The following is a 25,795-nucleotide window of genomic DNA, read 5'->3' on the forward strand; positions in this document are numbered from 1 at the left end:
TTCGCGCGCCCGGCCCGGGCCGCACAGGGCGGCCGGGGCGGTGGCGCCTCGCAGCTTCGAGGGCGACCCTATGCCGTAGGGGGAGGCGCGCTGCCGCGGCCGTGCCACGGGCCGGCGCCCGCGCCCGTGACCACAACGCACGTAAGTACCTGCGATCGTTGCCGCCCGCGCCCTTGCCGCGGGCCCCCGGGTCCGCGACCGTAACCGGCTATGGGACGAGAGCAATGGAAGAAGATCTGGGTCGGCTCGGCCGGCAACATGGTCGAGTGGTTCGACTGGTTCGTGTACGCCAGTTTCGCGGTCTACTTCGCGGATTCGTTCTTCCCCAAGGGGAATGACACCGCGAACCTCATGAACACCATGGGGATCTTCGCGGTGGGCTTCTTCATGCGCCCGGTGGGCGGATGGGTGCTCGGCCGGGTCGGCGACCGTAAGGGCCGCAAGGCCGCACTCACACTGACCGTCACACTGATGTCCGCCTCGGCGGTCCTGATCGCCGTCGCGCCCACCTACGGCGTCGCGGGCTACGGCGGAGTGGCCGTGCTGCTCATCGCGCGGATGCTCCAGGGGCTCTCGGTCGGCGGGGAGTACGCGGCCAGCGCGACCTACCTCACCGAGGCGTCCGCGCCCGGCCGCCGCGGCTTCGCCTCCAGCTTCCAGTACGTGTCCATGACCGCGGGCCAGCTGCTCGGCCTCGGCCTCCAGATCGTGCTCCAGCGCACCCTGTCCGAGGACGCCCTGCACAGCTGGGCCTGGCGGATCCCGTTCATCATCGGTGCGCTGGGCGCCGCCATCGTCTTCTACCTGCGCCGCAACATGCTGGAGACCGAGGTGTACGCCGAGGACGACAGCGCCCACGCCGACCCGGCCCGCGGCACCCTCAAGGCGCTGCTGGCCCACAAGCGCGAGGCGTTCCTGGTCATCGCGCTCACCATGGGCGGCACGGTCGCGTACTACACGTACACGACCTACCTCACCAAGTACCTCTCGGGCAGCGCCGGTCTGCCCAAGCCGACCGCCTCCCTGGTCAGCTTCTGCGCCCTGTTCATCTTCATGTGCATCCAGCCGCTCGCCGGAAAGCTGTCCGACCGGATCGGCCGCCGTCCGCTGCTGATCACCTTCGCGGTCGGCTCGACGTTCCTGACCGTGCCGATCATGACGCTGCTCAAGCACGCCGGCAGCTTCTGGCCCGCCCTCGGGCTCTCGCTGCTCGCCCTGGTCGTCGTCACCGGCTACACCTCGATCAACGCCTGTGTGAAGGCCGAACTGTTCCCGACCGGCATCCGTGCGCTGGGCGTGGCCCTGCCGTACGCCATCGCCAACGCGCTCTTCGGCGGTACCGCGGAGTATGTCGCCCTGTGGTTCAAGGACGGCGGCATCGAGTCCGGCTACTACTGGTACGTCGCCGGCTGCGCCGCGGTCTCGCTGATCGTCTACATCACCATGCGCGAGACCCGGTCCATCGACCTGCACCGGGTCGGCAAGCAGGACGAGGGCACGGGAGCCGAACGGGCGCGGGTGGGGGAGCCCGTCGCCGACTGAGGGTCGCCCGACCGGCCGGAACCGGCCTTCGCCGCCCGCGGCAGGGCCGGTTCCGGGATAGGCGCGCGGTGCGCCAACGGCTACGACCTCAACTACCGGGCTCCCGCCCTCCGCGACACCGCCGTCGGCGACGCGCTGTACACGTGGTTCGCGGGGGTGACCAGCCTCCAGGGCTTCACCGACCGCCACATGGCCCCCGTCACCGCGTCCTTCTAGCACACCAACCACCTCGCGTGCATCGAGAAGCTGGCGCCCCGGGACCGTGCCCGGGCCACCGCCGCGCTCCGGCGCTGGGCGGGCGTGGACGGCCGGACCGCACAGCAGCTGGACATTCTGCCCGCATCGTGAGACATCCCGCTCCGTCACCCGGGGTTGTGGCACACTGCGGATCGTGCTCTCGTTCGCCATGATTATTGGCAGCAGGCGCGCCGGTCCGCAGTGACCGCCCCGTACGAACCGAGTACGGCGTGGCCACCGTCGTCCCAGACCCGCGCGCAGACCTCTCGCACCCGCGAGAGGTTTTTTCGTTTCCGGCCCACATCTCACCGGAGGCGGAGCGCGAGGGAACATGGAGGGGCGGTGGAACCGGTTATTCCGGTAGACCGAGATCCCGACAGGAGCCAGACCAGCATGACGGACGCACCCCAAGCCCGCCCCGCCGACGCGGTGTCCGACGACTTCCACGTCTTCGACACCACGCTCCGCGACGGCGCGCAGCGCGAGGGCATCAATCTCACGGTCGCCGACAAGCTGACCATCGCCCGGCACCTCGAAGAATTCGGCGTCGGCTTCATCGAGGGGGGCTGGCCCGGCGCCAATCCGAGGGACACCGAGTTCTTCCAGCGGGCCCGCGAGGAGATCGACTTCCGGCACGCCCAGCTGGTCGCGTTCGGCGCCACCCGCAAGGCCGGGGTCCGCGTCGAGGACGATCCGCAGGTCGCCGCGCTGCTGGAGTCCGGGGCCCCGGTCATCACGCTGGTCGCCAAGTCCCATGTCGGGCATGTGGAGCTGGCGCTGCGCACCACCCCCGAGGAGAACCTCGCGATGGTGCGGGACACCGTCCGGTACCTGCGCGACCAGGGCCGCCGGGTCTTCCTCGACTGTGAGCACTTCTTCGACGGCTACGCCCTGGACGCGGTCTACGCCAAGCAGGTCGTCCGCACCGCGAGCGAGGCCGGCGCCGATGTCGTGGTGCTCTGCGACACCAACGGCGGGATGCTCCCGGCGCAGATCACCGCCGTGGTCCGGACCGTCCTCGCGGACACCGGGGCGCGGCTGGGCATCCACGCCCAGGACGACACCGGCTGTGCCGTCGCCAACACCCTGGCCGCCGTGGACGCCGGCGCCACCCACGTCCAGTGCACCGCCAACGGCTACGGCGAGCGGGTCGGCAACTCCAACCTCTTCCCGGTCGTCGCCGCCCTGGAGCTCAAGTACGGGCGCCAGGTGCTGCCCGAGGGCAAGCTCGCCGAGACCACCCGGATCTCGCACGCCATCGCCGAGGTCGTCAACCTCACCCCCTCCACCCACCAGCCCTATGTGGGTGTCTCCGCCTTCGCCCACAAGGCCGGACTGCACGCCTCCGCCATCAAGGTCGACCCGGATCTCTACCAGCACATCGACCCGGCACTGGTCGGCAACAGCATGCGGATGCTGGTCTCCGACATGGCAGGACGGGCGTCCATCGAGCTCAAGGGCAAGGAGCTGGGCATCGATCTGAGCGGCGACCGTGAGCTGGTCGGCCGGGTCGTCGAGCGGGTCAAGGAGCGGGAGCTGGCGGGCTACACGTACGAGGCCGCCGACGCGTCCTTCGAGCTGCTGCTGCGCGCGGAGCTCCAGCGGGCGGAGGGCGGCCGGCCGCGCAGTTACTTCACGGTGGAGTCCTGGCGGGCGATCGTCGAGGACCGCCCGGACGGTACGCACGCCAACGAGGCGACCGTGAAGCTGTGGGCGAAGGGCGAGCGGATCGTCACCACGGCCGAGGGCAACGGCCCGGTCAACGCGCTGGACCGGGCCCTGAAGGTGGGCCTGGAGCGGATCTATCCGCAGCTGGCCCACATGGAGCTGGTGGACTACAAGGTCCGCATCCTGGAGGGCGCCCTGGGCACCGGCTCGATCACCCGGGTCCTGGTCTCCACCAGCGACGGCCGGGGCGAGTGGTCCACGGTCGGTGTCGCGGAGAACGTGATCGCCGCGTCCTGGCAGGCGCTGGACGACGCCTATGCGTACGGGCTGCTGCGGGCCGGGGTCGAGCCGCAGGAGTGACCGCCCCGGCGACGCCGCGACCGCGGCCCCGCACGGCCCTCGGGGGAGAGGCCGGCGCGGGGCCGCGGTCGTAGGACGGAGCGGCGGGCTCAGGCGTCCGGGGCCGCCTTGACGGCCGAGATGTCGAAGGTGAGCTTGACCTTGTCGCTGACCATGACGCCGCCGGCCTCCAGCGCGGCGTTCCAGGTCAGGCCCCAGTCGGAGCGCAGGATCTCGGCGCTGCCCTCGAAGCCGACCCGCTCGGCGCCGTAGACATCGGTGGCCGAGCCGTGGAACTCCAGGTCGATGGTGAGCGGCTTGGTGACGTCCCGGAGGGTCAGATCGCCGGTGATGCGGTAGCGGTCACCGCCCACGCGCTCGGCGGCGGTGCTGCGGAAGGTCATCAGCGGGAAGGTCTCGGCGTCGAAGAAGTCGGCGCTGCGCAGATGGCCGTCGCGGTCCGCGATCCCGGTGTCGATGCTGGCGATCGTGACGTCGAGGGAGGCGGTGGAGCGGGCCGGCTCGGACCCGTCGAGGTGCAGCGAGCCCTCGTACACACCGAAGGCACCGCGGACGTTGGTGACCATGGCGTGCCGGACGGTGAAGCCGATGGTGCTGTGGGCCGGGTCGATGGTGTAGTCGCCGGTCAGCGCCGCGAGTCCGGGGTCCGCGTCGAGGACGGCAGCGGGGGCGGCGGGGGCGGTGTCGGCGGTGCGCTTGCGGTTGAACAGAGCCATGGCTCCTCCTCAAAGACGGTGTACTCGGTGTGCGTGAAGTATTGTTTAAGCTTCAACGAGATTCACCGTAACCCCATCTGGTTCAACATTCAACCTCTTGCCTCGAACGGGCTCCGCCGGCCGGGTGACGGCCGGCGTTCCGGCGCGGTCATTGCCGCTCGCCGACGGCCCGTGCTAGACCATCAGGAACTCCCAAGTGCGCAGCGCCACCCCCCAGTTGACGCCCTGGAGAGGACCGACCGTGTCGCCAGTCCCCGCCCTGCCCGTCTGGTCACGCAGAGGATTTCTCGCCGTCTCCACCGCGGGTGCGCTCGGCCTCGCGGCCGGCCCCGCGCACGCCGCCCCCGGGCCGGCCGCCCCGGCCGACGAGTTCACCGCCCTCCGCCGTCGCTGGTGCGCGCTCACCCTGGGCACCGGCTTCGACCCCACCGCCCCGCCCTACGCCGCCGCCCTCCAGGAGACCGGCGCCCTCGCGAGCACCTTCCAGGCACGGATGCGCCCGGCCGCCGGCTCCCTCTGGCCCGACTGCCGCTACGACCCGCCGTCCGGCATCACCCAGAGCTACGGCCGGCTGCACACCATGGCCCAGGCGTACGCCCAGCCCGGCACCGGCCGCACCGGCGACCCCGCCCTGGCCCAGGCCCTCGCCACCGGCCTCGGCCACCTCGAAGCCACCGTCTACAACACCGCCACCACCCGCTACGGCAACTGGTGGGAGTGGCAGATCGGCAGCCCCCGACTCCTCCTCGACACCCTCGCGATCCTCGACGAGCGGCTGCCCGACGGCGGCGGCCTCCCCGACGACCTGCGCACCCGCTGTCTGGCCGCCGTCGACCACTTCGTGCCCGACACCATGCTCGGCGACTACACCGGGACGAGCACCGGCGCCAACCGCGTCGACCTGTGCCGGGTGGTCGCGCTGCGCGGCGTCCTCGGCCGCGCCCCCGACAAGATCGCGCTGGCCCGCGACGCCCTCTCCCCGGTCTTCCCGTACGTCACCCGGGGCGACGGGCTCTACGCCGACGGCTCCTTCGTCCAGCACACCTGGGTCGCCTACTCCGGCACCTACGGCTATGTCCTGCTGGACGGCCTCGGCCGGCTGTTCGCGCTGCTCGGCGGCTCGTCCTGGCAGCTCACCGACCCGGCCCGGCAGATCATCTTCGACAGCGTCGAGCGGGCCTACGCCCCGCTGCTCCACAACGGCCTGATGATGGACATGGTCAACGGCCGCGCCATCAGCCGCGGCTATCTCCGCAGCGACGAACGGCACATCCTGCGCAGCGACCACTACCACGGCCATGCGCTGATCGCCGCCGTCGCGCTGCTCGCCCGGAGCGCGAGCGCCGCCGAGCGGGACCGCTGGCACGCCATGATCAAGGGCTGGATCGCCCGGGACCGTACGCTGCCCGTCCTCACCGACCGGCAGTACCCCGTCGCCGACCTCGCCCGGCTCGGCGAGATCGCCCGGAGCCCGGCGGCCCCCGCCCCCGAGCCCGTCGGCCACCGGCTGTTCCCCGCCATGGACCGCGCCGTGCACCGCCGCCCCGGCTGGGCCGCCGGGCTGGCCATGGCCTCCGACCGGATCGCGTACTACGAGAACGGCAACGGCGAGAACCCGCGCGGCTGGCACACCGGCGCCGGCATGCTCTCCTGGTGGGGCGCGGATTTCGGCGGCGACCAGTACACGGACGCCTTCTGGCCCACCGTCGACCCCTACCGGCTCCCCGGCACGACCGTCTCCGCCAAGCGGCTGGCCGACAACGAGGGCGGCGGCTGGGGCGAGCCCAAGCCCGCCGCGCGCTGGGTCGGCGGGACCACCGACGGCACCTTCGCCGCCCTCGGCCAGGACCTGCGCGGACTCGCCTCCACCCTCACCGGCAGGAAATCCTGGTTCGCGCTCGCGGACTGCCTCGTCTGCCTGGGCGCCGGCATCACCGCCCGCGACGGGGTGCCGGCCGAGACCGTCGTCGACAACCGCTGCCTGGGGGAGTCCGGCACCGCGACGCTCACCGTCGACGGCGTCCCGCAGCCCGGCACCCTCGGGGAGACCACCGCCTTCCGCCGCGCCCACTGGGCCCACCTCGCCGGCCACGGCGGCTACGTCTTCCCCGGCGGCGCCCCCCTGAAGGCGCTGCGCGAGGCCCGCACCGGCTCCTGGCACGACATCAACAGCACCTCCTCCACCGAGCCGTTCACCCGCCGCTATCTCACCCTCTGGCACGACCACGGCACCGACCCCACCGACGCCTGCTACGCCTACCTCCTGATGCCGGGCGCCACGCTCGGCACGCTCGCCGCCCGGGCCGCCGACCGGCGCTGGCTGACCGTGCTCGCCAATGACGCGGGGCGGCAGGCGATCGCCGTCGACCCGCTCGGCGTAACCGCCGCCAATTTCTGGCGGGCGGGCCGCGCGGGGCCGCTCGCCGCCGACGGCCCGGCGAGCGTGCTGGTACGGGAGCGGCGGCGCGGGTGGCCGGCGGGCCGCGGCGGCACCGCGCGGCTGTGCGCCGCCGCCCCCGAGCGCACCGGCGATACGCTGGAGATCACCTGGTCACGGCCGGTGCGCGGGGTGCTCGCCCACGACCCGGCGATCGAGGTCCTGGCCACCGGGCGGGCCCTGCGGCTGCGTGTCACCCCCGGCACGGGCTGTGCCACCCACACCTGCACCGTGCGGCTGGGCTGACCGGAATCCGGCCCGCCGGACCAGCCGGTCACCACAACATCGCTCCGCGTCTGTTTGTCGGGCCCATACAGACGCCATCCGGGCCCGCCACCCGAACGGACGCCGGGACGCGGGGCGCGTACAGCACGGTTCTGTACTGCCTGCCCACCAAATCGCATGCGACGTTGTACGAAACCGACATCGGTGCGCGGCGCCTCGCCCACGTACCGTCGATACATGACCACTGTCGAAGATGTGCCCGCCGGCGCCAACGACGCCCGCGGGCGCGTCGCCGAACTGCACGCCATCCGTGAGCAGGTTCGGCGAGGCCCCAGCGAGCGTGCCACCGAAGCGCAGCGTGCCAAGGGCAAGCTGACGGCCCGCGAGCGGATCGAGCTGCTGCTGGACGAGGGTTCGTTCAACGAGGTCGAGCCGCTGCGGCGGCACCGGGCGACGGGCTTCGGCCTGGAGGCGAAGAAGCCCTACACCGACGGCGTGATCACCGGCTGGGGCACCGTCCACGGCCGGACCGTCTTCACCTACGCGCACGACTTCCGGATCTTCGGCGGTGCGCTGGGCGAGGCCCACGCCACCAAGATCCACAAGATCATGGACATGGCCATCCAGGCCGGAGCGCCGCTGGTCTCGCTGAACGACGGCGCCGGCGCCCGCATCCAGGAGGGCGTCTCCGCGCTCGCCGGCTACGGCGGCATCTTCCAGCGCAACACCAAGGCGAGCGGGGTCATCCCGCAGATCTCGGTCATGCTCGGCCCGTGCGCGGGCGGCGCGGCCTACAGCCCCGCCCTGACGGACTTCGTCTTCATGGTCCGCGAGACCTCGCAGATGTTCATCACCGGCCCCGACGTGGTGCGCGCGGTGACCGGCGAGGAGATCACCCAGAACGGCCTGGGCGGCGCCGATGTGCACGCCGAGACCTCCGGTGTGGCGCACTTCGCGTACGACGACGAGGCCACCTGCCTGGAGGAGGTCCGCTACCTCCTCTCGCTGCTGCCGGCGAACAACCGCGAGAACCCGCCGACGGTGCCCTGCGAGGACCCCGCCGACCGCTCCGGTGACGCGCTGCTCGACCTGGTCCCGGCCGACGGCAACCGCCCGTACGACATGCGCAAGGTCATCGAGGAGATCGTCGACGACGGCGAGTACCTGGAGGTCCACGAGCGCTGGGCGACCAACATCATCTGCGCGCTGTCCCGGCTCGACGGCCGCGTGGTGGGCATCATCGCCAACCAGCCGCAGTCGCTGGCCGGGGTGCTGGACATCGAGGCGTCCGAGAAGTCCGCCCGCTTCGTCCAGATGTGCGACGCCTTCAACATCCCGATCGTCACCCTGCTCGACGTCCCCGGCTTCCTGCCCGGCGTCGACCAGGAGCACGGCGGCATCATCCGGCACGGCGCCAAGCTGCTCTACGCCTACTGCAACGCCACCGTCCCGCGGATCTCCCTCGTCCTGCGCAAGGCGTACGGCGGCGCCTACATCGTCATGGACTCGCAGTCCATCGGCGCGGACCTGACCTACGCCTGGCCCACCAACGAGATCGCGGTGATGGGCGCCGAGGGCGCCGCCAACGTCATCTTCCGCAAGCAGATCGCCGAGGCGGACGACTCCGAGGCCATGCGGGTGCGCATGGTCAAGGAGTACAAGTCCGAGCTGATGCACCCGTATTACGCGGCCGAGCGTGGCCTGGTCGACGACGTCATCGACCCCGCCGAGACCCGCCATGTGCTCATCCGCGCCCTGGAGATGCTGCGCACCAAGCATGCGGACCTGCCGGCCCGTAAGCACGGCAACCCGCCCCAGTAGCCACCCACCGCACCCGCCACCGGCACGACGCCCACCGCGACGACGGAGAAGACACCGTGAATCCTGCCCACCGCACCGATCCCATCCGCGTGGAGAAGGGCCAGGCCAGCGAGGAAGAGCTCGCCGCCCTGACCGCTGTCCTGCTGGCCCGCGCCGCGCATCAGCCGGCCGCGCCTGCGCGTCCTCGCGCGACGGCTGCCCGTTGGCGGCGGCTGGAGCGGCAGAGTGGTTTCCATGGGGCTACCAGCTGGCAGCGGTGACGCTTCGCTGATTGCGCCGACTTGGGGCCCCGTGTTTGCGGGGTCCCTTGTTTGTCTGCGGGTGCCGTTGTGGCTGGGCGCGCCGTTCCCCGCGCCCCCTGTGGGGGTGGCCGTGCCGTTGTTCGGTGCGGCGCCGTTGTGGCTCGCGCCGTTGCGGGTTGCGTGGTTGCCGCGGGGGTCGGAGGGGACGCACCGGGACCCGTCCTCGGCGCGGGCGACGCGGGTGCGTGGGATTGATTGCCCCGGTGTTTGCTCCGGTCCTGCGGGCGGGCCCCGGTACATCCCCTCCGACCGTTCCCCGTTGCCGACTGCCGGACGGTGGCACCGCGCCTTACGGCCCGGCTCGGCCCGCGCCCGTCCTCGGGGACCAGGTGCCTGCCAAGGGGGGCCGCTGGCTTGCCGTAACGGTCATCGGTACGGCGGGTCGGCCGCGTACGGACGGTGGTCGGAGGGGATGTCCGGTGCCCCGCCCGCAGGACTGGAGCGGACGCCGGGGTGCCTTGCCTCTGGGACCCGCGTCGCCCGCGCCGAGGACGGGGTACCGGGCGTCCCCTCCGACCCGCCACCCACCCGCCGTAGGCGCAACCGGCGCCCACCACAACGGTGTTCCGGTTTGGTATGGCGTGTCCGGATCAAGGCGTAGGTTCGCCCCAACCCTGGGGAGCAGAGCTGTTCAAGCGGTGCTCCCCATGCTGGCATGCGCTCGTCATCCCTTCTCCTGGTGTTCCCGCCTCGCGGGCCTAGGACGACCGGAAGGAAAAGCCCATGCTCAGCACGCTCAGTGCTGGTGCCGCAGTGGCATCGTTGCTCCTCGCCGGATCGGCATCCCCCACCACCACCGCCCGGTTCGGCGACGACCCGCCGTCCGGCAAGATCACCATTACCGTCGCCACGGTCAACGGTTCGGGGTGCAGACCCGGCAGCGCCGCGGTGGCCATCGCGCCCGACAACACGGCCTTCACCGTGACGTACAGCGAATACCTCGCCCAGGCGGGCAGCGGCAGCAAGCCCACCGACTCCCGCAAGAACTGCCAGATCGCGCTGAACGTGCACGTCCCGCAGGGCTTCACGTACGCCATCGCCCGGGCCGACTACCGCGGCTACGCCTCCCTGGCGCCGGGGGCCAAGGGGCTGGAGACGGCGGGGTACTACTTCCAGGGCCAGCAGCAGACGACCCGGAAGAGCCACAGCTTCACCGGGCCCTACGACTCCAACTGGCAGACGTCGGATGAGGCCGACATCGACGCGCTGGTGTACGCGCCCTGCGGCGAGGAGCGCTACTTCAACATCAACACCGAGATGAGGGTGGACGCCAAGTCGGCGGACCCCAAGTCCACCAGCTACATGGCCATGGACTCCACCGACGGCAGCATCAACACCCTGTACCACTTCGCATGGAAGCAGTGCCCCGCGCGCCGCTGACGCCGGGAAGCCGTCCCAGGGGGCCGTGGACCGGTGCGTCCGGGCCCCTGGGACGACGAAGGCCCCCGCACCTCAACGGTGTGGGGGCCTTTCGTCGTGGCGCGCGTGCGGGCACGGGGAGCCCGGACGCGTCCTGCTAGCGCAGCCGCGCCATCAGCGCGTGCTCCACGAGCGTGATGAGCGCGCTCTTGGCCTCGCTGCGGTGCCGCGCGTCGGTGGTGATGATCGGCGCGTCCGGGCCGATCTGAAGCGCCTCACGCACCTCGTCGGGCGTGTACGGCTGGTGGCCGTCGAAGCCGTTGAGGGCGATGACGAACGGCAGTCCGCTGTTCTCGAAGTAGTCGACCGCGGGGAAGCAGTCGGCGAGCCGGCGGGTGTCGACCAGCACCACGGCGCCGATCGCGCCGCGGACCAGGTCGTCCCACATGAACCAGAAGCGGTCCTGACCCGGCGTACCGAAGAGGTACAGGATCAGGTCCTGGTCCAGGGTGATCCGGCCGAAGTCCATCGCCACGGTCGTGGTCGTCTTGTCCGGCGCGTGCGTGAGGTCGTCGATCCCCGCCGAGGCGGAGGTCATCACGGCTTCGGTACGCAGCGGATTGATCTCTGAGACGGCCCCGACGAACGTGGTCTTGCCCACGCCGAAGCCGCCCGCCACCACGATTTTCGCGGAGGTGGTGGAGCGGGCTGCACCGCTAGAGCTTGCGAAGTCCACTGAGCACCCTTTCGAGCAGTGTCACATCTGGCTGTCCGCCGGCGGTCTCGTCCCCGCCGGGCTGATGGATGGCGACGAGTCCGGCCTCTGCCAGGTCGGCGACGAGGATCCGGGCGACGCCGAGGGGGATGGAGAGAAGCGCGGAGATCTCGGCTACTGACTTGATCTCACGGCAGAGGTGGCAGATGCGCTGGTGCTCCGGCAGCTGGCCTTGCAGCTTGGAGGGGTCGGCGGTCGTGCTGACCAGCGCCTCGATGGCGAGCTGGTAGCGCGGCCGGGTCCGGCCTCCGGTCATGGCGTACGGGCGCACCAGCGGGTTGTTCGCGCCGGTGGGGGCGGGCTCTGGCGCGCGCCGTTGCGGCTGCACCGGCTGGATGCGCGGTGCCTGGGGCTGGTCGTACACCGGCGGCTCGTACGGCTGGGAGTCGTACGGCCGGGGCTGCTGCTGGGGCCGCTGCGGCCGGCGGCTCGGCGCAGACGGGAAGTTGAAGCGGTTGTTATGGGTCTCGCCCACAGGTCCGGACTCCTGTCCGGAACCGTACGGGTATCCGCTCGGGGGCGTTGCCACGTCTCCTCCTCCAACTTGCCTGTCTGACGCCGGTCGCGCCACCGAACCCTATGGCGCGGTGGCGGGAAACGCACTGCCTGTCTTTTAGTTGAGAAGACTTCCCTGAAGTTCGGCGCGCAGATCCGGCGTCAGTACCGTGCCCGCGCGGTCGACCAGCAGGGCCATCTCGTAGCCGACCAGGCCGATGTCGCACTCGGGGTGCGCCAGCACGGCCAGCGACGATCCGTCGGAGACGGACATGATGAAGAGGAAGCCGCGCTCCATCTCCACCACGGTCTGGTTGACGCTACCGCCCTCGAAGATGCGGGACGCGCCGGAGGTCAGCGACGTCAGGCCGGAGGCCACCGCCGCCAATTGATCGGCTCTGTCACGAGGGAAGCCCTCGGACATGGCGAGGAGGAGACCGTCCGCGGAGACCACGACCGTGTGGGACACCCCAGGGGTGTTGTCCACGAAGTTGGTGATCAACCAGTTCAGATTCTGCGCCGCCTGGCTCATCGGGCTCACACTAACGCTCCTGATCGTAGGTGCTGCCGGGGCCGAAGCCCTGTTGGTCATTCTGGGGGACCCCGGAGGGGTCCGTGCCGACATTGCGTCCCTGCTGGACGCCGCGGCGCAGGTTACTCAGCCTGCCGCGGACGTCCTCCGGGGCGCGGGAGACCTGGGGGCCGCCCTGCGGGGTCTGCTCCGCTGCACCTTCGACCAGGTTGGCCTTGGGCACCCGCCGGGGGAGGCCGGAAGAGGTGACTCCGCCCGCCTTCGGCTCACGTAGCTGCTCCGCCCGCTCCCAGCGCTCGTCGTTGGAGCTGCGCCAGTCGGAGCCGTCCTGGCCGGTCTCCGGCGTGCTCCGCTGCTCTTGCACCTGCGGTGCTTGCTGGTCGCGGCCTCCGCGGCGCGGAAGGCCGGCGTCCGTCAGCGAGGGGGCATCGCTCGGTGTGGGGCCCGGACGCTGGAATGGTACGCGCTCAGCGGCGTCAGCGGGAGCGGCAGTTGCATTCCGGTCAGATTCCGCTTCGGCGCCGAAGTAGCCCTCGAATGCGGGACGTTCGGCCCATTCGTCCGGCTGTGCCGCCTCGTGGGAAACGTATGGCTGCTGGCCCGTGGTCTCTGCGAAGCCCGGCTCGCCGAACGCGTGGCCACCGTGCGACCGGTCGTCGTAGAGCGGTTGATCGGCTTCCGCATATGCCTGGGCCGGGAAGTCCTGGTACCCGCCGCCGGACGACACCTCGTCACGGAAGAGCGGACGCTCGTCCTGCGGGTACCCGGGCGCCTGCTCACCGGATGTCTGGGCCTCCAGTGCGGCCCGGCGCTCCTCGCGGATCAGCGAGCGGCCCACCATGTCCAGGTCACCGGAGTCCGGCCGGCCGTAGCGGCTGTCGTCGAAGCCCAGCTCGGCGGCGGTGCGCTGCTGGTTCTCGTACGTCGTGTGCTGCTGCTGCTCCGGCACGATCCGGGAGACCGTGAAGTCGTCGTCGAACTGCTCGTCTCCGCCACCACCGTGGGTGATCGCCTCGGGCAGCATGACCAGCGACGTGGTGCCCGCCTGCTCACCGGAGGGGCGCAGCTGCACCCGGATTCCGTGCCGGTCGGCCAGCCGGCCGACCACGAACAGGCCCATGCGCTGGGAGATCGCGGCATCCACGCTCGGCGGGTTCGCCAGCTTGTGGTTGATGTCCGCGAAGTCCTCGGGGGTGAGCCCGATGCCCTTGTCGTGGATCTCGATCATCACCCGGCCGTCGGGCAGCCGGGTCGCGGCCACCCGCACCTTGGTCTGCGGGGAGGAGAACGTGGTGGCGTTCTCCAGCAGCTCGGACAGCAGGTGCACGAGGTCGGTCACGGCGGTGCCGTGGATCTCGCTCTCGGGGACGCCGGTGAGGTCGATGCGCTCGTAGGACTCGACCTCACTGATCGCCGCTCGCAGGACGTCGACCAGCGGCACCGGCTGGTTCCAGCGGCGGCCGGGCTCCTCGCCCGCGAGGATGAGGAGGTTCTCGCCGTTGCGCCGCATACGGGTGGCGAGGTGGTCGAGCCGGAAGAGGTTCTCCAGCTGGTCCGGGTCCGCCTCGTTGTTCTCCAGGTCGGTGATCAGCTCCAACTGGCGCTCGATCAGGCCCTGGTTGCGGCTGGAGAGGTTGGTGAAGATCGCGTTGACGTTGCCCCGCAGCAGCGCCTGCTCGGCGGCGAGCCGGACGGCCTCGCGGTGCACCTGGTCGAAGGCGCGGGCGACCTCGCCGATCTCGTCGGTGGTGGAGATCGGGATGGGCTGGACGCGGGTGTCGACCCGGCCCGGGTCGGTCCGCGAGAGCTGGTCGACCAGCATCGGCAGCCGCTGCTCGGCGATGCCGAAGGCGGCGGTGCGCAGCTGGCGCATGTTGCGGCTCATCCGGCGGGCCATCAGGCCGGCCACGACGAACGCGATGATCAGGGCGGCGAGCACGATGCCGGAGTCGATGAAGGTCGACTGGCGGGCGTCGTTGGAGATCTGCGCCGCCTCGTTCACGGCCTTGTCCGACAGGTCCTTCTCGATGGACCGGTACATGTCGAACTTGCCGGTCGCGGCCGCGAAGTAGGTGTCGGAGGTGAGGCCCCGCGCGCCCAGCGTCTCCGGCGCCGCGCCGGTGGCGATCAGGGTACCCATCTGGTCGATCGCCGGCGGGGCGCGGAACGGCCGGCCGGCGGCCTGAGCCTGCTCCTTCGCCCGCGCGATCTTCTGCTGGGCGGCCTGCTTGAGCGCCGCGCCGTCCTTCTTGAGGCGCTCGACGTCCTCGGGCGTACCGCCGGAGGTGTACTCGCCGATGGCGATGCCCTCCAGGTAGCGGTACGACGCGAAGGCGGTCAGCTGAAGCTTGTGCTCCTTGCCGCCCTGCGGGGACGCCGGGTCGACCAGGAGGTGGGTGCCGATGGACCGCTGGAGCGACACGGCGGCCTTGGCCAGCGCGACGGCGTAGACGGTACGGCCGTAGGAGGTGATGTTGCCGGTGCCCAGGCCGAGTTCGTTGGCGAACTCCATCAGCGGGTGCTGGACCTCGACATAGCCCTCTTCGGTCTGCACACCGCGCAGCTTGGAGGTGTAGGCGGCCTGGCGCAGCTGCTGGAGCTTGGGCTCGGACTTCTCGAACGCGGCGAGGCGGCGCTTGAGGCCCGGCTTGTCCGGCATGGCCTTGGCGGCCTGGTGGAACTTCTCGGCGGCGGCGTCGGTGGCGTCCCGCGCCCCCTGCACGGCCGGGTCGTCCTTCTTGCCCTTCAGCAGCGGCGCCGCGGTGCGGTCCCGCTCGTCGAGCAGCGCGTTGCTGTAGGTGAGCGACGCACGGACCAGCTTCGCGGTGTTCTCCGCGTCCTGCGCTTCCTGCCAGGTGGCGAACGAACTGTCCACCCGCAGCCCGCCGAAGATCAGGGCGAGGATTACGGGGATCAACAGAATGGCGTTCAGGCGGGTCGCCACGCGCCAGTTGCGCGGGGAGTACTTTCCGCCACTGACCGGAGGCTTCGCGACCGAATTTTCGGGCGCGTCGGAAGCCGGTAGGCCACCTCTGGGCGGCGGTGTGAAGTTGCCCCGCCGCGATTCCTGCGGCTCGGGGCTCGCCTTGCTTCGCCTCACTCGACCAACAACCTCTCGGCGCCGGCACTGACTTGCTGTGCCGCTTCTTCTGGGCGTTCCTACTCCGGAGTTCAGCGAATTTCAGCACGTCAGGGCGGTGCGTTCCAAACACTGGGTAAAGCCGGAGGAGGCGCGAAAGGGCCCGAGATAAAAGGGGCGTTAAGGGCGAGCCGCGCCAAAATGCAGGAGAATTGTGAGCGCAGCGAAGCCGGACATGCGCGCGGGGTGTCGAAACCCTGCTGATTCACTGTCGAAACGTTATGAAGCAAATTTGTGGGCGTGTCGAAGGACACAGATCGACTCGGGATGCCGGAATCCGGTCCGGGGCAGGGGGCGCACCCCCGCCCCTGACAACTGCCGTGCGGCCCGCGCCGGACGGCGGCGGGCCGGTGGCGACGGCCTACTGGAGCCGGGCCATCAGCGCGTGCTCCACGAGCGTGATGAGCGCGCTCTTGGCCTCGTTGCGGTGCCGGGCATCGGTGGTGATGATCGGCGTACCCGGGCCGATCTGGAGCGCCTCGCGCACCTCGTCGGGCGTGTGGGGCTGGTACCCCTCGAAGCCGTTGAGGGCGATGACGAACGGCAGTCCGCTGTTCTCGAAGTAGTCGACGGCCGGAAAGCAGTCGGCGAGCCGGCGGGTGTCGACCAGGACCACCGCGCCGATCGCGCCGCGGACCAGGTCGTCCCACATGAACCAGAAGCGGTCCTGACCCGGCGTACCGAAGAGGTACAGGATCAGGTCCTGGTCCAGGGTGATCCGGCCGAAGTCCATCGCCACGGTCGTCGTGGTCTTGTCCTGGACGTGGCTGAGATCGTCGACGCCCGCCGAGGCGGAGGTCATCACGGCCTCGGTGCGCAGCGGGTTGATCTCTGAGACGGCCCCGACGAACGTGGTCTTGCCCACGCCGAAGCCACCCGCCACCACGATCTTGGCGGAGGTCGTGGCGCGGGCCGTAGTCCCGTCCGAACCGCTGTCAGAGCTTGCGAAGTCCACTGAGCACCCTCTCGAGCAAGGTCACGTCTGGCGTGCCACCGGCTTCACCGCTGCCGCCCGGCTGGTGGATCGCCACCATCCCGGCTTCCGCCAGGTCCGCGACCAGAATCCGCGCCACACCCAGCGGGATGTGCAGCAGTGCGGAGACCTCGGCGACCGATTTCACCTCACGGCACAGGTGGCAGATCCGCTGGTGCTCGGGCAGCAGCCCGGGCAGCTGAGAGGGGTCGGCGGTCGTGCTGACCAGCGCCTCGATGGCGAGCTGGTAGCGCGGCCGGGTCCGGCCTCCGGTCATGGCGTAGGGGCGCACCAGCGGCTGGTCACCTTCGTTCCCGTACGGCGCTTGGCTATAGGCGCCGTACGGGCCGGAAGTGGCAGGTGGCGGGGTCATGGGTCCTCCGGGCGGGACAACTGATGTTGGGCCGGTGGGGGGTGCGGCACATGGATGGTTGGTGCTGTACGGAGCGGCGCTGCGGGCGCCGTTCAGTGCAGCAGGCTGCCCTGAAGTTCGGCGCGCAGATCCGGTGTCAGCACCGTCCCCGCGCGGTCGACCAGCAGAGCCATTTCGTAGCCGACCAGGCCGATGTCGCACTCGGGGTGCGCCAGCACGGCCAGCGACGATCCGTCGGAGACGGACATGATGAAGAGGAAGCCACGCTCCATCTCCACCACGGTCTGGTTGACCGTCCCGCCCTCGAAGATGCGGGACGCGCCGGAGGTCAGCGACGTCAGGCCGGAGGCCACCGCCGCCAACTGATCGGCACGGTCTCGGGGGAAGCCCTCGGACATGGCGAGGAGCAGACCGTCCGCGGAGACCACCACCGTGTGCGACACCCCGGGGGTGTTGTCCACGAAGTTGGTGATCAACCAGTTCAGGTTCTGCGCCGCCTGGCTCATCGGACTCAACTAACGCTCCTGCTGGTGAGTGGGATCGACAACGCCGTGCGTGCCGGTGGACGACGTCCCGGCCTGCCGGCCTTGCTGAATTCCCCGACGGAGATTGGTCAGCCGCCCGCGCACATCACTGGGCGCACGCGAGACCTGGGGACCGCTCTGGGTCGACTGCTGCTGTTGCGCGGTGCCCGCGACGAGGTTCGCGCGCGGGACCCGGCGGGGCAGCCCGGAAGTGGTGACACCGCCCGCGGCGGGCTGGCGGATCTGCTCCGCCTGCCGCCACGTCTCGTCGTTCGGCGAGCTGCGCCACTGGCTGGTGGCCTCGGCCGGCGCCGCGCCGCGCGCACCGTTGACCGGTGCCTCGCCGCGCACGCCGTTGCGTGCCTCGCCGCGCTGCGCGCCGTCCTGTGCGGCCTCGCGGCGGGGCAGCCGCGGTGCCTCGGGCTCGGCGTCGCCCTGGGGCGGTACACCGGCAGCGGCGGCCGCCGGGTGGTTGAACCAGTTGGACTCGATGGTGTCGAAGATCGGCGTACGGCCGTCACCGGGACCGGCGTCCGCGTCACCGAGCACATCGGCGGACGGCGCACCGCTGTCCTGCGACTGCTGCACCGGGAACTGCCCGGTGCCCTGCGACTCGTCGGCGTACGCGGCCCGGTCGGCGTCCGGCCGCTGGTACTGGCCGGTCTCGAACTGGCCGGTCTCGAACTGCCCGGTCTCGTACTGGCCGGTGTCGCTGTCCGGCCGCTGGTACTGGCCGGTGTCGCTGTCGGGCCGCTGGTACTGGCCGGTGTCGCTGTCCGGGCGCCGGTACTGGCCCGTGTCGTAGCGACCGGTCTCGTACTGGCCCGTGTTGCCGTCCGGCACCGGGAACTGCCCGGTGTCGGCGGGGCCGTTGCCCGCACCCCGGCCGGCCGGACGCGCGCCCTGCGGGCGGGACCCGCGCGGGGAGCCGTCCGCGGCGGGCGGCGGACCGTTGAAGTCGGGACGGGCGAACGCCGCGGTGTCACCGGGGCCGCCGCTCGGCGCGGGCCGCTCGAAGCTGCCGGTGGTCTCCGGCTCCTCGTGGCCGCGCGGCCGCTCCTGCGTCTCGCGGGGCGCCAGCGGCCAGTCGTCGGAGCCGCCGCGGTCACGGCGCGCGCCCCAGCTCGTACCGCCGGGCTGCTGAGTGCCCTGGCCGCCGCCCTGACCGCCGGCGGGCGGACCGCTCGGCAGCTCGGCCGCGGCGCCACGGGCGGGCAGCTGCGGACGCTCCTCACGGCGCGGGGCGCCGGTCGGCGGGGCGACGGTGGGCGCCGGGCCGTTGTCCGCGCCGCGGGTGGGCAGCGAGGGACGCGAGCCGGTGGGACGGCCGGCGGCCGGGCGGGCGTCGCCGCCCTGCGCCGGGGCGCCGGGGGAGCCCGCACCGGGCGGGGCCGTACGGCCGGCGGGTGCCGAGGCACCGAAGGCGTTGGGCGCACCGCCGCCGGGGCCACCGCGGCCGGGCAGCGCGGGACGACCGCCGGCCGAGGGACCCGAACCGACCTGGCCGCGCGGCTGGAGCCCCGCGAGCCGGCTGGACGGCGTGCCGCCGTGGTCACCGCCGCCGCCCTTGGCGTTGCTGGGCGCCGGCTTCTTGCCGCCCTGGGCGACATCGACCGGCAGCATGACCAGCGCGGTGGTGCCGCCGGAGTCGGAGGGCCGCAGCTGGATACGGATGCCGTGCCGCAGCGACAGCCGGCCGACCACGAACAGACCCATCCGCCGGGAGACCGAGACGTCCACGGTCGGCGGGCTGGCCAGCCGCTCGTTGATCGCCGACAGGTCCTCGGGCGACAGGCCGATGCCGGTGTCGTGGATCTCGACCAGCACCCGGCCGTCGGGCAGCGCGTGACCGGTGACCTTGACCTTGGTCTGGGGGGAGGAGAACGAGGTGGCGTTCTCCAGCAGCTCGGCGAGGAGGTGCACGAGGTCGTTGACGACCCGGCCGGCGACCTCGGTCTGCGGTACGGCGTTGAGCTCGATCCGCTCGTACTGCTCCACCTCGGAGGCGGCGGCACGGAGCACGTCGACCAGCGGCACCGGCCGCGTCCACCGGCGCCCCGGCTCCTCACCGGCGAGGACCAGGAGGTTCTCACCGTTACGGCGCATGCGGGTGGCGAGGTGGTCGAGCTTGAAGAGCGAGGAGAGCTGGTCCGGGTCGGCCTCGCGGGACTCCAGTTCGGAGATCAGCGAGAGCTGACGCTGGATCAGGCCCTGGGAACGGCGCGAGAGGTTGGTGAACATCGCGTTGACGTTGCCCCGCAGCAGCGCCTGCTCGGAGGCGAGACGGACCGCCTCGCGGTGCACGTCGTCGAAGGCCGCGGCCACCCGGCCGATCTCGTCCCGGCTGTGCACACCGACGGACTCGACGGAGGTGTCCACGTCCTGCGGGTCGGACTCGGACAGCTGCTTGACCAGCTCGGGCAGCCGGTCCTGGGCGACCCGCTGCGCGGTGTCCTGGAGCCGGCGTAGCGAGCGGACCATGGACCGCGCCACGACGAACGCGCCGACCAGCGAGACGCCGAGGACGAGCAGGATCAGCGCACCGCTGACGATCGCGGACTGGGTGGCCTCGTTGCGCAGCTCGCGGGACTTCTGCTCCATCTCCGAGAGCAGCGTGGTCTCGATCCGCGACATCTCGTCGATCTTGACGGTATCGGAGTCGTACCAGTCGAGGTAGCGGTAGTCCTGGCTGCGGATGCCGGAACCGCTGGCGAAGGAGCGGTGCGCGAAGGCCACCGCTGCCTTGATCTCGTCGTTGTTGCCGTCCAGACCGCGGGTGAGCGCGCCGGCGCTGTTCTCCCCGTTGCTGGTGTAGATCTGCGAGAAGCGGTCGCGGGCCGCCTTCTCGTTGTTCTCGGCGTTACGGCCGGCCAGCCGGTCGTTGGAGGACAGCTGCGGGCCGCCCTCGTGGGCGAGGCCGGCGCTGACCAGGGCGCGCTGGATCGACGCGTACTCCTTGGCCGACGAGAACGCGGCCAGCGCACGGGTACTGCGGATCATCTCCGGGTTGCTGGTCGCCTGCGCCATGTCCTGGGAGAGCGACAGCAGCGAGTTGATCAGCTGGTTGTAGCTGGTGACCGTGCGGGTCGAGTTGTCCGCGTCCTTGTAGGCGTTGTTGCGGATCTCGTTGAGGGTGTTGAGCTGGCGGGTGATCTCCAGGACGGTCGCCCGGACACCGGTCATCGTGGCGTCCTGGCCCCGGATGTCATCGGTGGCCTGGTTGAACGACAGCCGGGCGCGGTCGGTCGCCTCGCGGGGCGCGACGACGTTGGCGTCGTCCTTGGCGTTCCCGCTGCCGGCCAGCGGACCGGCCGACTTGTCCCGCTCCACCTGCAACGCGTCGGCGAGCTCGGTCGCCTGCCGGGTCATCTCGGTGAGCAGCTGCATCTTGTCGAGCTGGTCGATGTTCTCCAGCGACGTGCCGATGCGCATGCCGCCGAGCGTGGTCGCGGCGACCACGGGAAGCGCGAGCAGGGAGACCAGTCGGGTGCTGATGCGCCAGTTGCGCAGCGCTATTCGTGACCCGGGGCCACTGGGACCCTTCGACGCCTTGGGCTTACCGCTGTCCGCGGCGTCATTGCCCGGCGCCTGGCCGCCCCCGTCGACGGGCAGTGTGCTGCCCCCGGCGGAACCGTTGCCCTGGGCGCGCTGGGGCGAGGAGGCGCGGTCGGTTCCGCCGCGCAGCTCCGGGTCCGCCGCAGCGCTGCCATCCCTCTTGAAACGTCCCTGCACTAGCGTCGCAACCTCTGGACCAGGCGTCCCACCTCGGCGGGACGGTGTCGAGTCGTATGGGGACCGCTAAGTCCCCCCATGGCGGTCGTGATGACCGGCGGGCTGTCCTCTCGATCGGAGCGGACGGCACCGCCGCGCGGCGCTTCGTTGCGCCCTGCGCGCCGGCTCAAACATGCGGCGGTCCGTGGAATTCCAGCACAGTGCAGGATCTCCAACAAGAGCGGAGTCCCGCACTGTGACTTGGGTGACGCAATGTACGGAAGGCGTCACGACGTGTCGAATATTGCACCGTCGATAACGGACTTTTATCCGCGAGTCGGCCGCCCCTTCCGGCTGTCCCAGGTGCGGTGATCGGGAGCGGAACGTGCACTTCAATCCGCCATTGTCCGATTCGCCCAGGGTTGTTGATCAGGGGAAATGCGGCATTTGTCACACACTTCGTGAGCAAACTCACAGGAAGATCATTGAGTCCCCCGGCACATCGCAGGGAATAGCGCGCTTAGCCTGACGCTTTACACAGTTGCCGAGAATGACAAGGCAGCTTTCCGCAAGCCCTTATCCCCACTCCGATGACGCGAGGCATGCAGCAGTGAAGACGACGATGATGTTCCGCAACATAGCCAACCCGCGGCGCACCACCCTGGCCCACCTCACCGACGCCGAGGAGCTCGGCACCGAGGCCCCGGAGCACACCGTCGACCTGCCGGCCCAGACCGCCAACCCCCGCCGTACGGTCCTGATGACCGCCCCCGAGCAGGGCGTCCCGGCGTAATCAGCGGCGGACCGGCAGCAGCCCCGCGATAGCCTGGAGTGTCAACTCCGGTCAGTGATCAATGAGGGGCAACGGCAACCCGTGCGCATCGCAAGATTCTCCATCGACGGCAACGTCGGCTTCGGCGTCCTCGAAGACGGCGAACTCGACGTCATCAAGGGGCATCCCTTCGCGGAATTCGAGCGCTCGGGCCAAAAGGTCCCCCTCGACAAGGTCCGGCTGCTGCCGCCGGTCCTCCCCAACAAGGTCGTCGCGATCGGCCGCAACTACGCCGAACACGCCGCCGAGCTGGGCAACACCGTCCCGGACGTCCCGGTCACCTTCTTCAAGCCGTCCACGTCCGTGATCGGCCCCGGTGATCCCATCGCGTACCCCTCCTTCTCCCAGGAGGTGCACCACGAGGCGGAGCTCGCCGTCGTCATCGGCCGGATGTGCCGTGAGGTGCCCCGCGAGCGCGTCAAGGACGTGATCCTCGGCTACACCTGCGCCAACGACGTCACCGCCCGCGATGTGCAGCAGCGCGAGTCGCAGTGGGCGCGGGCCAAGGGCTTCGACAGCTCCTGCCCGCTCGGCCCCTGGGTCGAGACCGGGCTGGACCCGGCCGACATCGCCGCGGGCCTCGCCGTCCAGTGCACGGTCAACGGCGAACAGCGCCAGCTCGGCCGCACCAGCGACATGGTCCGCCCGGTGGAGGACCTGATCGTCCACATCACCGAGGCCATGACCCTGCTCCCCGGCGACGTCATCCTCACGGGCACCCCGGCCGGGGTCGGCCCCCTCAACGTCGGCGACGAGGTCGCCGTCACCATCGAAGGCATCGGCACTCTCACCAACAAGGTGATCAAGCGTGGCTAACGCGACCCCCGTCCGCGTCCGTTTCTGTCCCTCCCCGACCGGTAACCCCCATGTCGGCCTGATCCGTACCGCCCTGTTCAACTGGGCCTACGCACGGCACAACAAGGGCACCCTGGTCTTCCGGATCGAGGACACCGACGCGGCCCGCGACTCCGAAGAGTCCTACAACCAGCTGCTGGAGTCGTTCCACTGGCTCGGCTTCGACTGGGACGAGGGCCCCGAGGTCGGCGGCCCGCACGCGCCGTACCGCCAGTCGCAGCGCATGGACCTCTACAAGGACCTCGCCGACAAGCTCCTCGCCGCCGGCCACGCCTACCACTGCTACTGCACCACCGAAGAGCTCGACGAGCGCCGCGACGCCGCCCGCAAGGCCGGCAAGCCCTCCGGCTACGACGGCACCTGCCGCGAGCTCAGCGCCGAGCAGAAGGCCGCGTACGACGCCGAGGGCCGCACCTCCATCGTCCGCTTCCGGATGCCCGACGCGCCGATCACCTTCACCGACCTGGTGCGCGGCGAGCTGACCTTCACCCCGGAGAACGTTCCGGACTACGGCATCGTCCGCGCCAACGGCGCCCCGCTGTACACCCTGGTCAACCCGGTCGACGACGCCCTGATGGGGATCACCCACGTCCTGCGCGGCGAGGACCTGCTCTCCTCCACCCCCCGCCAGATCGCCCTCTACAAGGCCCTGATCGAGCTGGGCGTGGCCAAGGAGATCCCGGCCTTCGGCCACCTCCCGTACGTCATGGGCGAGGGCAACAAGAAGCTCTCCAAGCGCGACCCGCAGGCCAACCTCAACCTCTACCGCGAGCGCGGCTTCCTCCCCGAGGGCCTGCTCAACTACCTTGCGCTGCTCGGCTGGTCCTTCTCCGCCGACCAGGACCTCTTCTCGGTGCAGGAGCTGATCGAGAAGTTCGACATCGCGGACGTCAACGCCAACCCGGCCCGCTTCGACCTGAAGAAGGCCGAGGCGATCAACGCCGACCACATCCGGCGCCTGGACCTGGAGTCCTTCATCACGGCCTGCGAGCCCTGGCTGACCGCCCCGTACGCCAACTGGGCCCCCGAGGACTTCGACGAGGCCGCCTGGCGCGCCATCGCCCCGCACGCCCAGACCCGCCTCACGGTCCTCTCCGACATCACGGCCAATGTCGACTTCCTCTTCCGCAAGGAGCCGGTCGAGGACGAGGCGTCCTGGACCAAGGCCATGGGCAAGGGCGACCCGGCCGCCCTGCTCACCACCGCCCGCGCCAAGCTGGACGCCGCCGACTGGACCGCCGGCCCCGAGCCCCTCAAGGAGGCCGTCCTGGCCGCCGGTGAGGAGCACGGCCTGAAGCTCGGCAAGGCGCAGGCCCCGGTCCGGGTGGCCGTCACCGGCCGCACGGTCGGCCTGCCGCTCTTCGAGTCCCTGGAGGTCCTGGGCAAGGAACGCACCCTCCAGCGCATCGACGCGGCCCTGGCCAAGCTGGCCGGCTGACCGCCCCCGCGCCCCTCGGGCCCGGATGCCGTACGGCGTCCGGGCCCCTGGCCTATCCGCTGCCCTTAGATTGGCGGTATGCCCGTGCATGCCGTCCTGTGGGACCTCGACGACACCCTCTTCGACTACACCGGGTCGGACCGGGCCGGCGTCCTGCGGCATCTGCGCACCGAGGGCCTCCTCGACGCGTACGGCGGCGAAGCGGCGGCCCTGGAGCGCTGGCGGACGGCCATGGAGACCGAATTCGCCCGCTTCCTCGCCGGTGAGGTGGGCTTTCTCGACCACCGCAGAGGCCGGGCCCGGACCTTCCTGGGGACCCCGCTCTCCGACACCGAGGCGGACGCCTGGTTCGGCCGGTACCTCGCGCACTACGAAGCGTCCTGGACGCTCTTCCCGGACTCCGCGCCCGCCCTGGCGGCCCTGGCCCCCCTGGTACGGCAGGCGGTGCTGTCCAACGCCACCACCGCCAACCAGGAGCGCAAGCTGGCCGCCCTGGGGATCCGTACCCGCTTCGAGGCGGTGTTCTGCTCCGACGCGCTGGGGTGCGCCAAGCCCGCCGCGGAGGCGTTCACGGGCGCCTGTCAGGCGCTCGGCCTAACCCCCGGCGAGGTCCTCTACATAGGCGACAAGCTCGACATCGACGCGCTCGGCGCCCGGGACGCCGGGCTCACGGCCGTATGGCTGGACCGTGCGGGCACCGGTGAGGAGCCGCCCGAGGGGGTGCGCCGGATCGCGAGCCTGGGGGAGCTCCCCGAGCTGTTGCGCGGAGTTATCGGTTTTGGTGCGCCGTCCACGATCAGGTAATGTTCTTCCTGCGCCGCCCGAGAGGGCCGAGAGGCCCGGCCGGGAGGCGCAGTCAAAATAAAACCCCCTACGGGGGGTTGCGCTTTGATGGCCTATGGTGTAATTGGCAGCACGACTGATTCTGGTTCAGTTAGTCTAGGTTCGAGTCCTGGTAGGCCAGCTCGCAGAGCTTATCTGCAAAGCCCCCGTTGTGTAGCGGCCTAGCACGCTGCCCTCTCAAGGCAGTAGCGCCGGTTCGAATCCGGTCGGGGGTACAGATCCTTCCCAGGGAGACAGTCCGGGTCGCACCCACTGCCTCTCATGCAGGATCGCTAGGGCCCCCGTTGTGTAGCGGCCTAGCACGCCGCCCTCTCAAGGCGGTAGCGCCGGTTCGAATCCGGTCGGGGGTACTGGTCTAAACCACCATGGGCTATGGTGTAATTGGCAGCACGAGTGATTCTGGTTCATTTAGTCTAGGTTCGAGTCCTGGTAGCCCAGCGCGGAGCATCCTCGTGAAGCTCCCAACTGCAAGAAGACTTGCCCCCGTTGTGTAGCGGCCTAGCACGCCGCCCTCTCAAGGCGGTAGCGCCGGTTCGAATCCGGTCGGGGGTACAGGAAGAGAAGGCCCCCCGCATCATGCGGGGGGGCGTGTCGTGTGAACTGCTGTGTCTTATTAACAAAAGAAGCTGCCGACGATT

The 25,795-nt window shown here is 70.6% G+C and carries 19 protein-coding genes and 5 tRNA genes; 15 read left to right on the top strand and 9 right to left on the bottom strand.

What is annotated here, in order from left to right:
- The first annotated feature begins 210 nt into the window (after nt 1-210).
- Both ACFWJW_RS09770 and cimA read left to right on the top strand, forming a co-directional pair.
- Nucleotides 211-1,542 (top strand): MFS transporter, encoded by a 1,332-nt coding sequence (locus ACFWJW_RS09770; protein ID WP_387237275.1) that lies wholly within the window; start codon nt 211-213, stop codon nt 1,540-1,542.
- Nucleotides 1,543-2,172: 630 nt separating this feature from the next.
- Nucleotides 2,173-3,807, top strand: a complete 1,635-nt coding sequence (cimA, locus tag ACFWJW_RS09775; RefSeq protein WP_387237278.1) for a citramalate synthase — start codon at nt 2,173-2,175, stop codon at nt 3,805-3,807.
- 89 nt (nt 3,808-3,896) lie between these two features.
- Here cimA and ACFWJW_RS09780 read toward each other — a convergent pair whose 3' ends face one another.
- A complete protein-coding gene (locus ACFWJW_RS09780) occupies nt 3,897-4,523 on the bottom strand; it encodes a YceI family protein (RefSeq protein ID WP_387237281.1) in 627 nt (208 codons plus the stop codon).
- Nucleotides 4,524-4,764: 241 nt separating this feature from the next.
- Here ACFWJW_RS09780 and ACFWJW_RS09785 point away from each other — a divergent pair, with 241 nt between their 5' ends.
- From ACFWJW_RS09785 to ACFWJW_RS09800, 4 genes are all read left to right on the top strand, one after another.
- The gene (locus ACFWJW_RS09785) at nt 4,765-7,206 is read left to right on the top strand and encodes a polysaccharide lyase 8 family protein (RefSeq protein WP_387237284.1); all 2,442 of its coding nucleotides are present in this window, start codon (nt 4,765-4,767) and stop codon (nt 7,204-7,206) included.
- A gap of 216 nt (nt 7,207-7,422) precedes the next feature.
- The gene (locus ACFWJW_RS09790) at nt 7,423-9,006 is read left to right on the top strand and encodes an acyl-CoA carboxylase subunit beta (RefSeq protein ID WP_042149202.1); all 1,584 of its coding nucleotides are present in this window, start codon (nt 7,423-7,425) and stop codon (nt 9,004-9,006) included.
- A 56-nt stretch (nt 9,007-9,062) separates the two neighbouring features.
- Complete coding sequence (locus tag ACFWJW_RS09795; protein WP_387237287.1) at nt 9,063-9,266, top strand: acyl-CoA carboxylase epsilon subunit; 204 nt, start codon at nt 9,063-9,065, stop codon at nt 9,264-9,266.
- 765 nt (nt 9,267-10,031) lie between these two features.
- Nucleotides 10,032-10,688, top strand: a complete 657-nt coding sequence (locus ACFWJW_RS09800; RefSeq protein ID WP_387237290.1) for a DUF4360 domain-containing protein — start codon at nt 10,032-10,034, stop codon at nt 10,686-10,688.
- Nucleotides 10,689-10,824: 136 nt separating this feature from the next.
- Here ACFWJW_RS09800 and ACFWJW_RS09805 read toward each other — a convergent pair whose 3' ends face one another.
- From ACFWJW_RS09805 to ACFWJW_RS09840, 8 genes are all read right to left on the bottom strand, one after another.
- Nucleotides 10,825-11,403, bottom strand: coding sequence for an ATP/GTP-binding protein (locus ACFWJW_RS09805; protein ID WP_073447656.1), 579 nt, complete (start codon nt 11,401-11,403; stop codon nt 10,825-10,827).
- Nucleotides 11,384-11,971: a DUF742 domain-containing protein gene (locus tag ACFWJW_RS09810; protein ID WP_387237293.1), complete on the bottom strand. Its 588-nt coding sequence runs from the start codon at nt 11,969-11,971 to the stop codon at nt 11,384-11,386. The genes ACFWJW_RS09805 and ACFWJW_RS09810 overlap by 20 nt, the downstream gene beginning before the upstream one ends.
- 84 nt (nt 11,972-12,055) lie before the next feature.
- Nucleotides 12,056-12,469, bottom strand: a complete 414-nt coding sequence (locus tag ACFWJW_RS09815) for a roadblock/LC7 domain-containing protein (protein ID WP_018087204.1) — start codon at nt 12,467-12,469, stop codon at nt 12,056-12,058.
- Between the two features lie 10 nt (nt 12,470-12,479).
- The gene (locus tag ACFWJW_RS09820) at nt 12,480-15,569 is read right to left on the bottom strand and encodes a nitrate- and nitrite sensing domain-containing protein (RefSeq protein ID WP_387237296.1); all 3,090 of its coding nucleotides are present in this window, start codon (nt 15,567-15,569) and stop codon (nt 12,480-12,482) included.
- 400 nt (nt 15,570-15,969) lie between these two features.
- Nucleotides 15,970-16,563 (bottom strand): ATP/GTP-binding protein, encoded by a 594-nt coding sequence (locus ACFWJW_RS09825; protein WP_085925178.1) that lies wholly within the window; start codon nt 16,561-16,563, stop codon nt 15,970-15,972.
- Nucleotides 16,544-16,954 carry a DUF742 domain-containing protein gene (locus ACFWJW_RS09830; RefSeq protein WP_042149221.1) on the bottom strand — a complete coding sequence of 137 codons (411 nt, stop codon included), beginning with the start codon at nt 16,952-16,954 and terminating at the stop codon, nt 16,544-16,546. Before ACFWJW_RS09830 ends, ACFWJW_RS09825 begins: the two co-directional genes overlap by 20 nt.
- A gap of 92 nt (nt 16,955-17,046) precedes the next feature.
- Complete coding sequence (locus ACFWJW_RS09835) at nt 17,047-17,460, bottom strand: roadblock/LC7 domain-containing protein (protein ID WP_018087200.1); 414 nt, start codon at nt 17,458-17,460, stop codon at nt 17,047-17,049.
- Between the two features lie 9 nt (nt 17,461-17,469).
- Nucleotides 17,470-21,210, bottom strand: coding sequence for a nitrate- and nitrite sensing domain-containing protein (locus ACFWJW_RS09840; protein ID WP_387237300.1), 3,741 nt, complete (start codon nt 21,208-21,210; stop codon nt 17,470-17,472).
- Between the two features lie 589 nt (nt 21,211-21,799).
- Here ACFWJW_RS09840 and ACFWJW_RS09845 point away from each other — a divergent pair.
- From ACFWJW_RS09845 to ACFWJW_RS09885, 9 genes are all read left to right on the top strand, one after another.
- Nucleotides 21,800-21,982: a hypothetical protein gene (locus ACFWJW_RS09845; protein WP_328548176.1), complete on the top strand. Its 183-nt coding sequence runs from the start codon at nt 21,800-21,802 to the stop codon at nt 21,980-21,982.
- Between the two features lie 81 nt (nt 21,983-22,063).
- Nucleotides 22,064-22,837 (top strand): fumarylacetoacetate hydrolase family protein, encoded by a 774-nt coding sequence (locus tag ACFWJW_RS09850; RefSeq protein WP_387237303.1) that lies wholly within the window; start codon nt 22,064-22,066, stop codon nt 22,835-22,837.
- On the top strand, nt 22,830-24,314 hold the full coding sequence (gltX, locus tag ACFWJW_RS09855; protein ID WP_387237305.1) for a glutamate--tRNA ligase: 1,485 nt from the start codon (nt 22,830-22,832) through the stop codon (nt 24,312-24,314). Before ACFWJW_RS09850 ends, gltX begins: the two co-directional genes overlap by 8 nt.
- Before the next feature lie 78 nt (nt 24,315-24,392).
- Nucleotides 24,393-25,118 (top strand): HAD family hydrolase, encoded by a 726-nt coding sequence (locus ACFWJW_RS09860; RefSeq protein WP_387237307.1) that lies wholly within the window; start codon nt 24,393-24,395, stop codon nt 25,116-25,118.
- An 88-nt stretch (nt 25,119-25,206) separates the two neighbouring features.
- A tRNA-Gln gene (locus ACFWJW_RS09865) sits at nt 25,207-25,278 on the top strand.
- A gap of 21 nt (nt 25,279-25,299) precedes the next feature.
- Nucleotides 25,300-25,372, top strand: a tRNA-Glu gene (locus tag ACFWJW_RS09870).
- Between the two features lie 62 nt (nt 25,373-25,434).
- Nucleotides 25,435-25,507: transfer RNA gene (locus ACFWJW_RS09875), tRNA-Glu, on the top strand.
- Nucleotides 25,508-25,523: 16 nt separating this feature from the next.
- Nucleotides 25,524-25,595 (top strand) — tRNA-Gln (locus ACFWJW_RS09880).
- 41 nt (nt 25,596-25,636) lie between these two features.
- Nucleotides 25,637-25,709, top strand: a tRNA-Glu gene (locus ACFWJW_RS09885).
- The last annotated feature ends 86 nt before the right edge of the window (nt 25,710-25,795 follow it).

Source organism: Streptomyces sp. NPDC127097, from assembly GCF_042724075.1.
Lineage (GTDB): Bacteria > Actinomycetota > Actinomycetes > Streptomycetales > Streptomycetaceae > Streptomyces.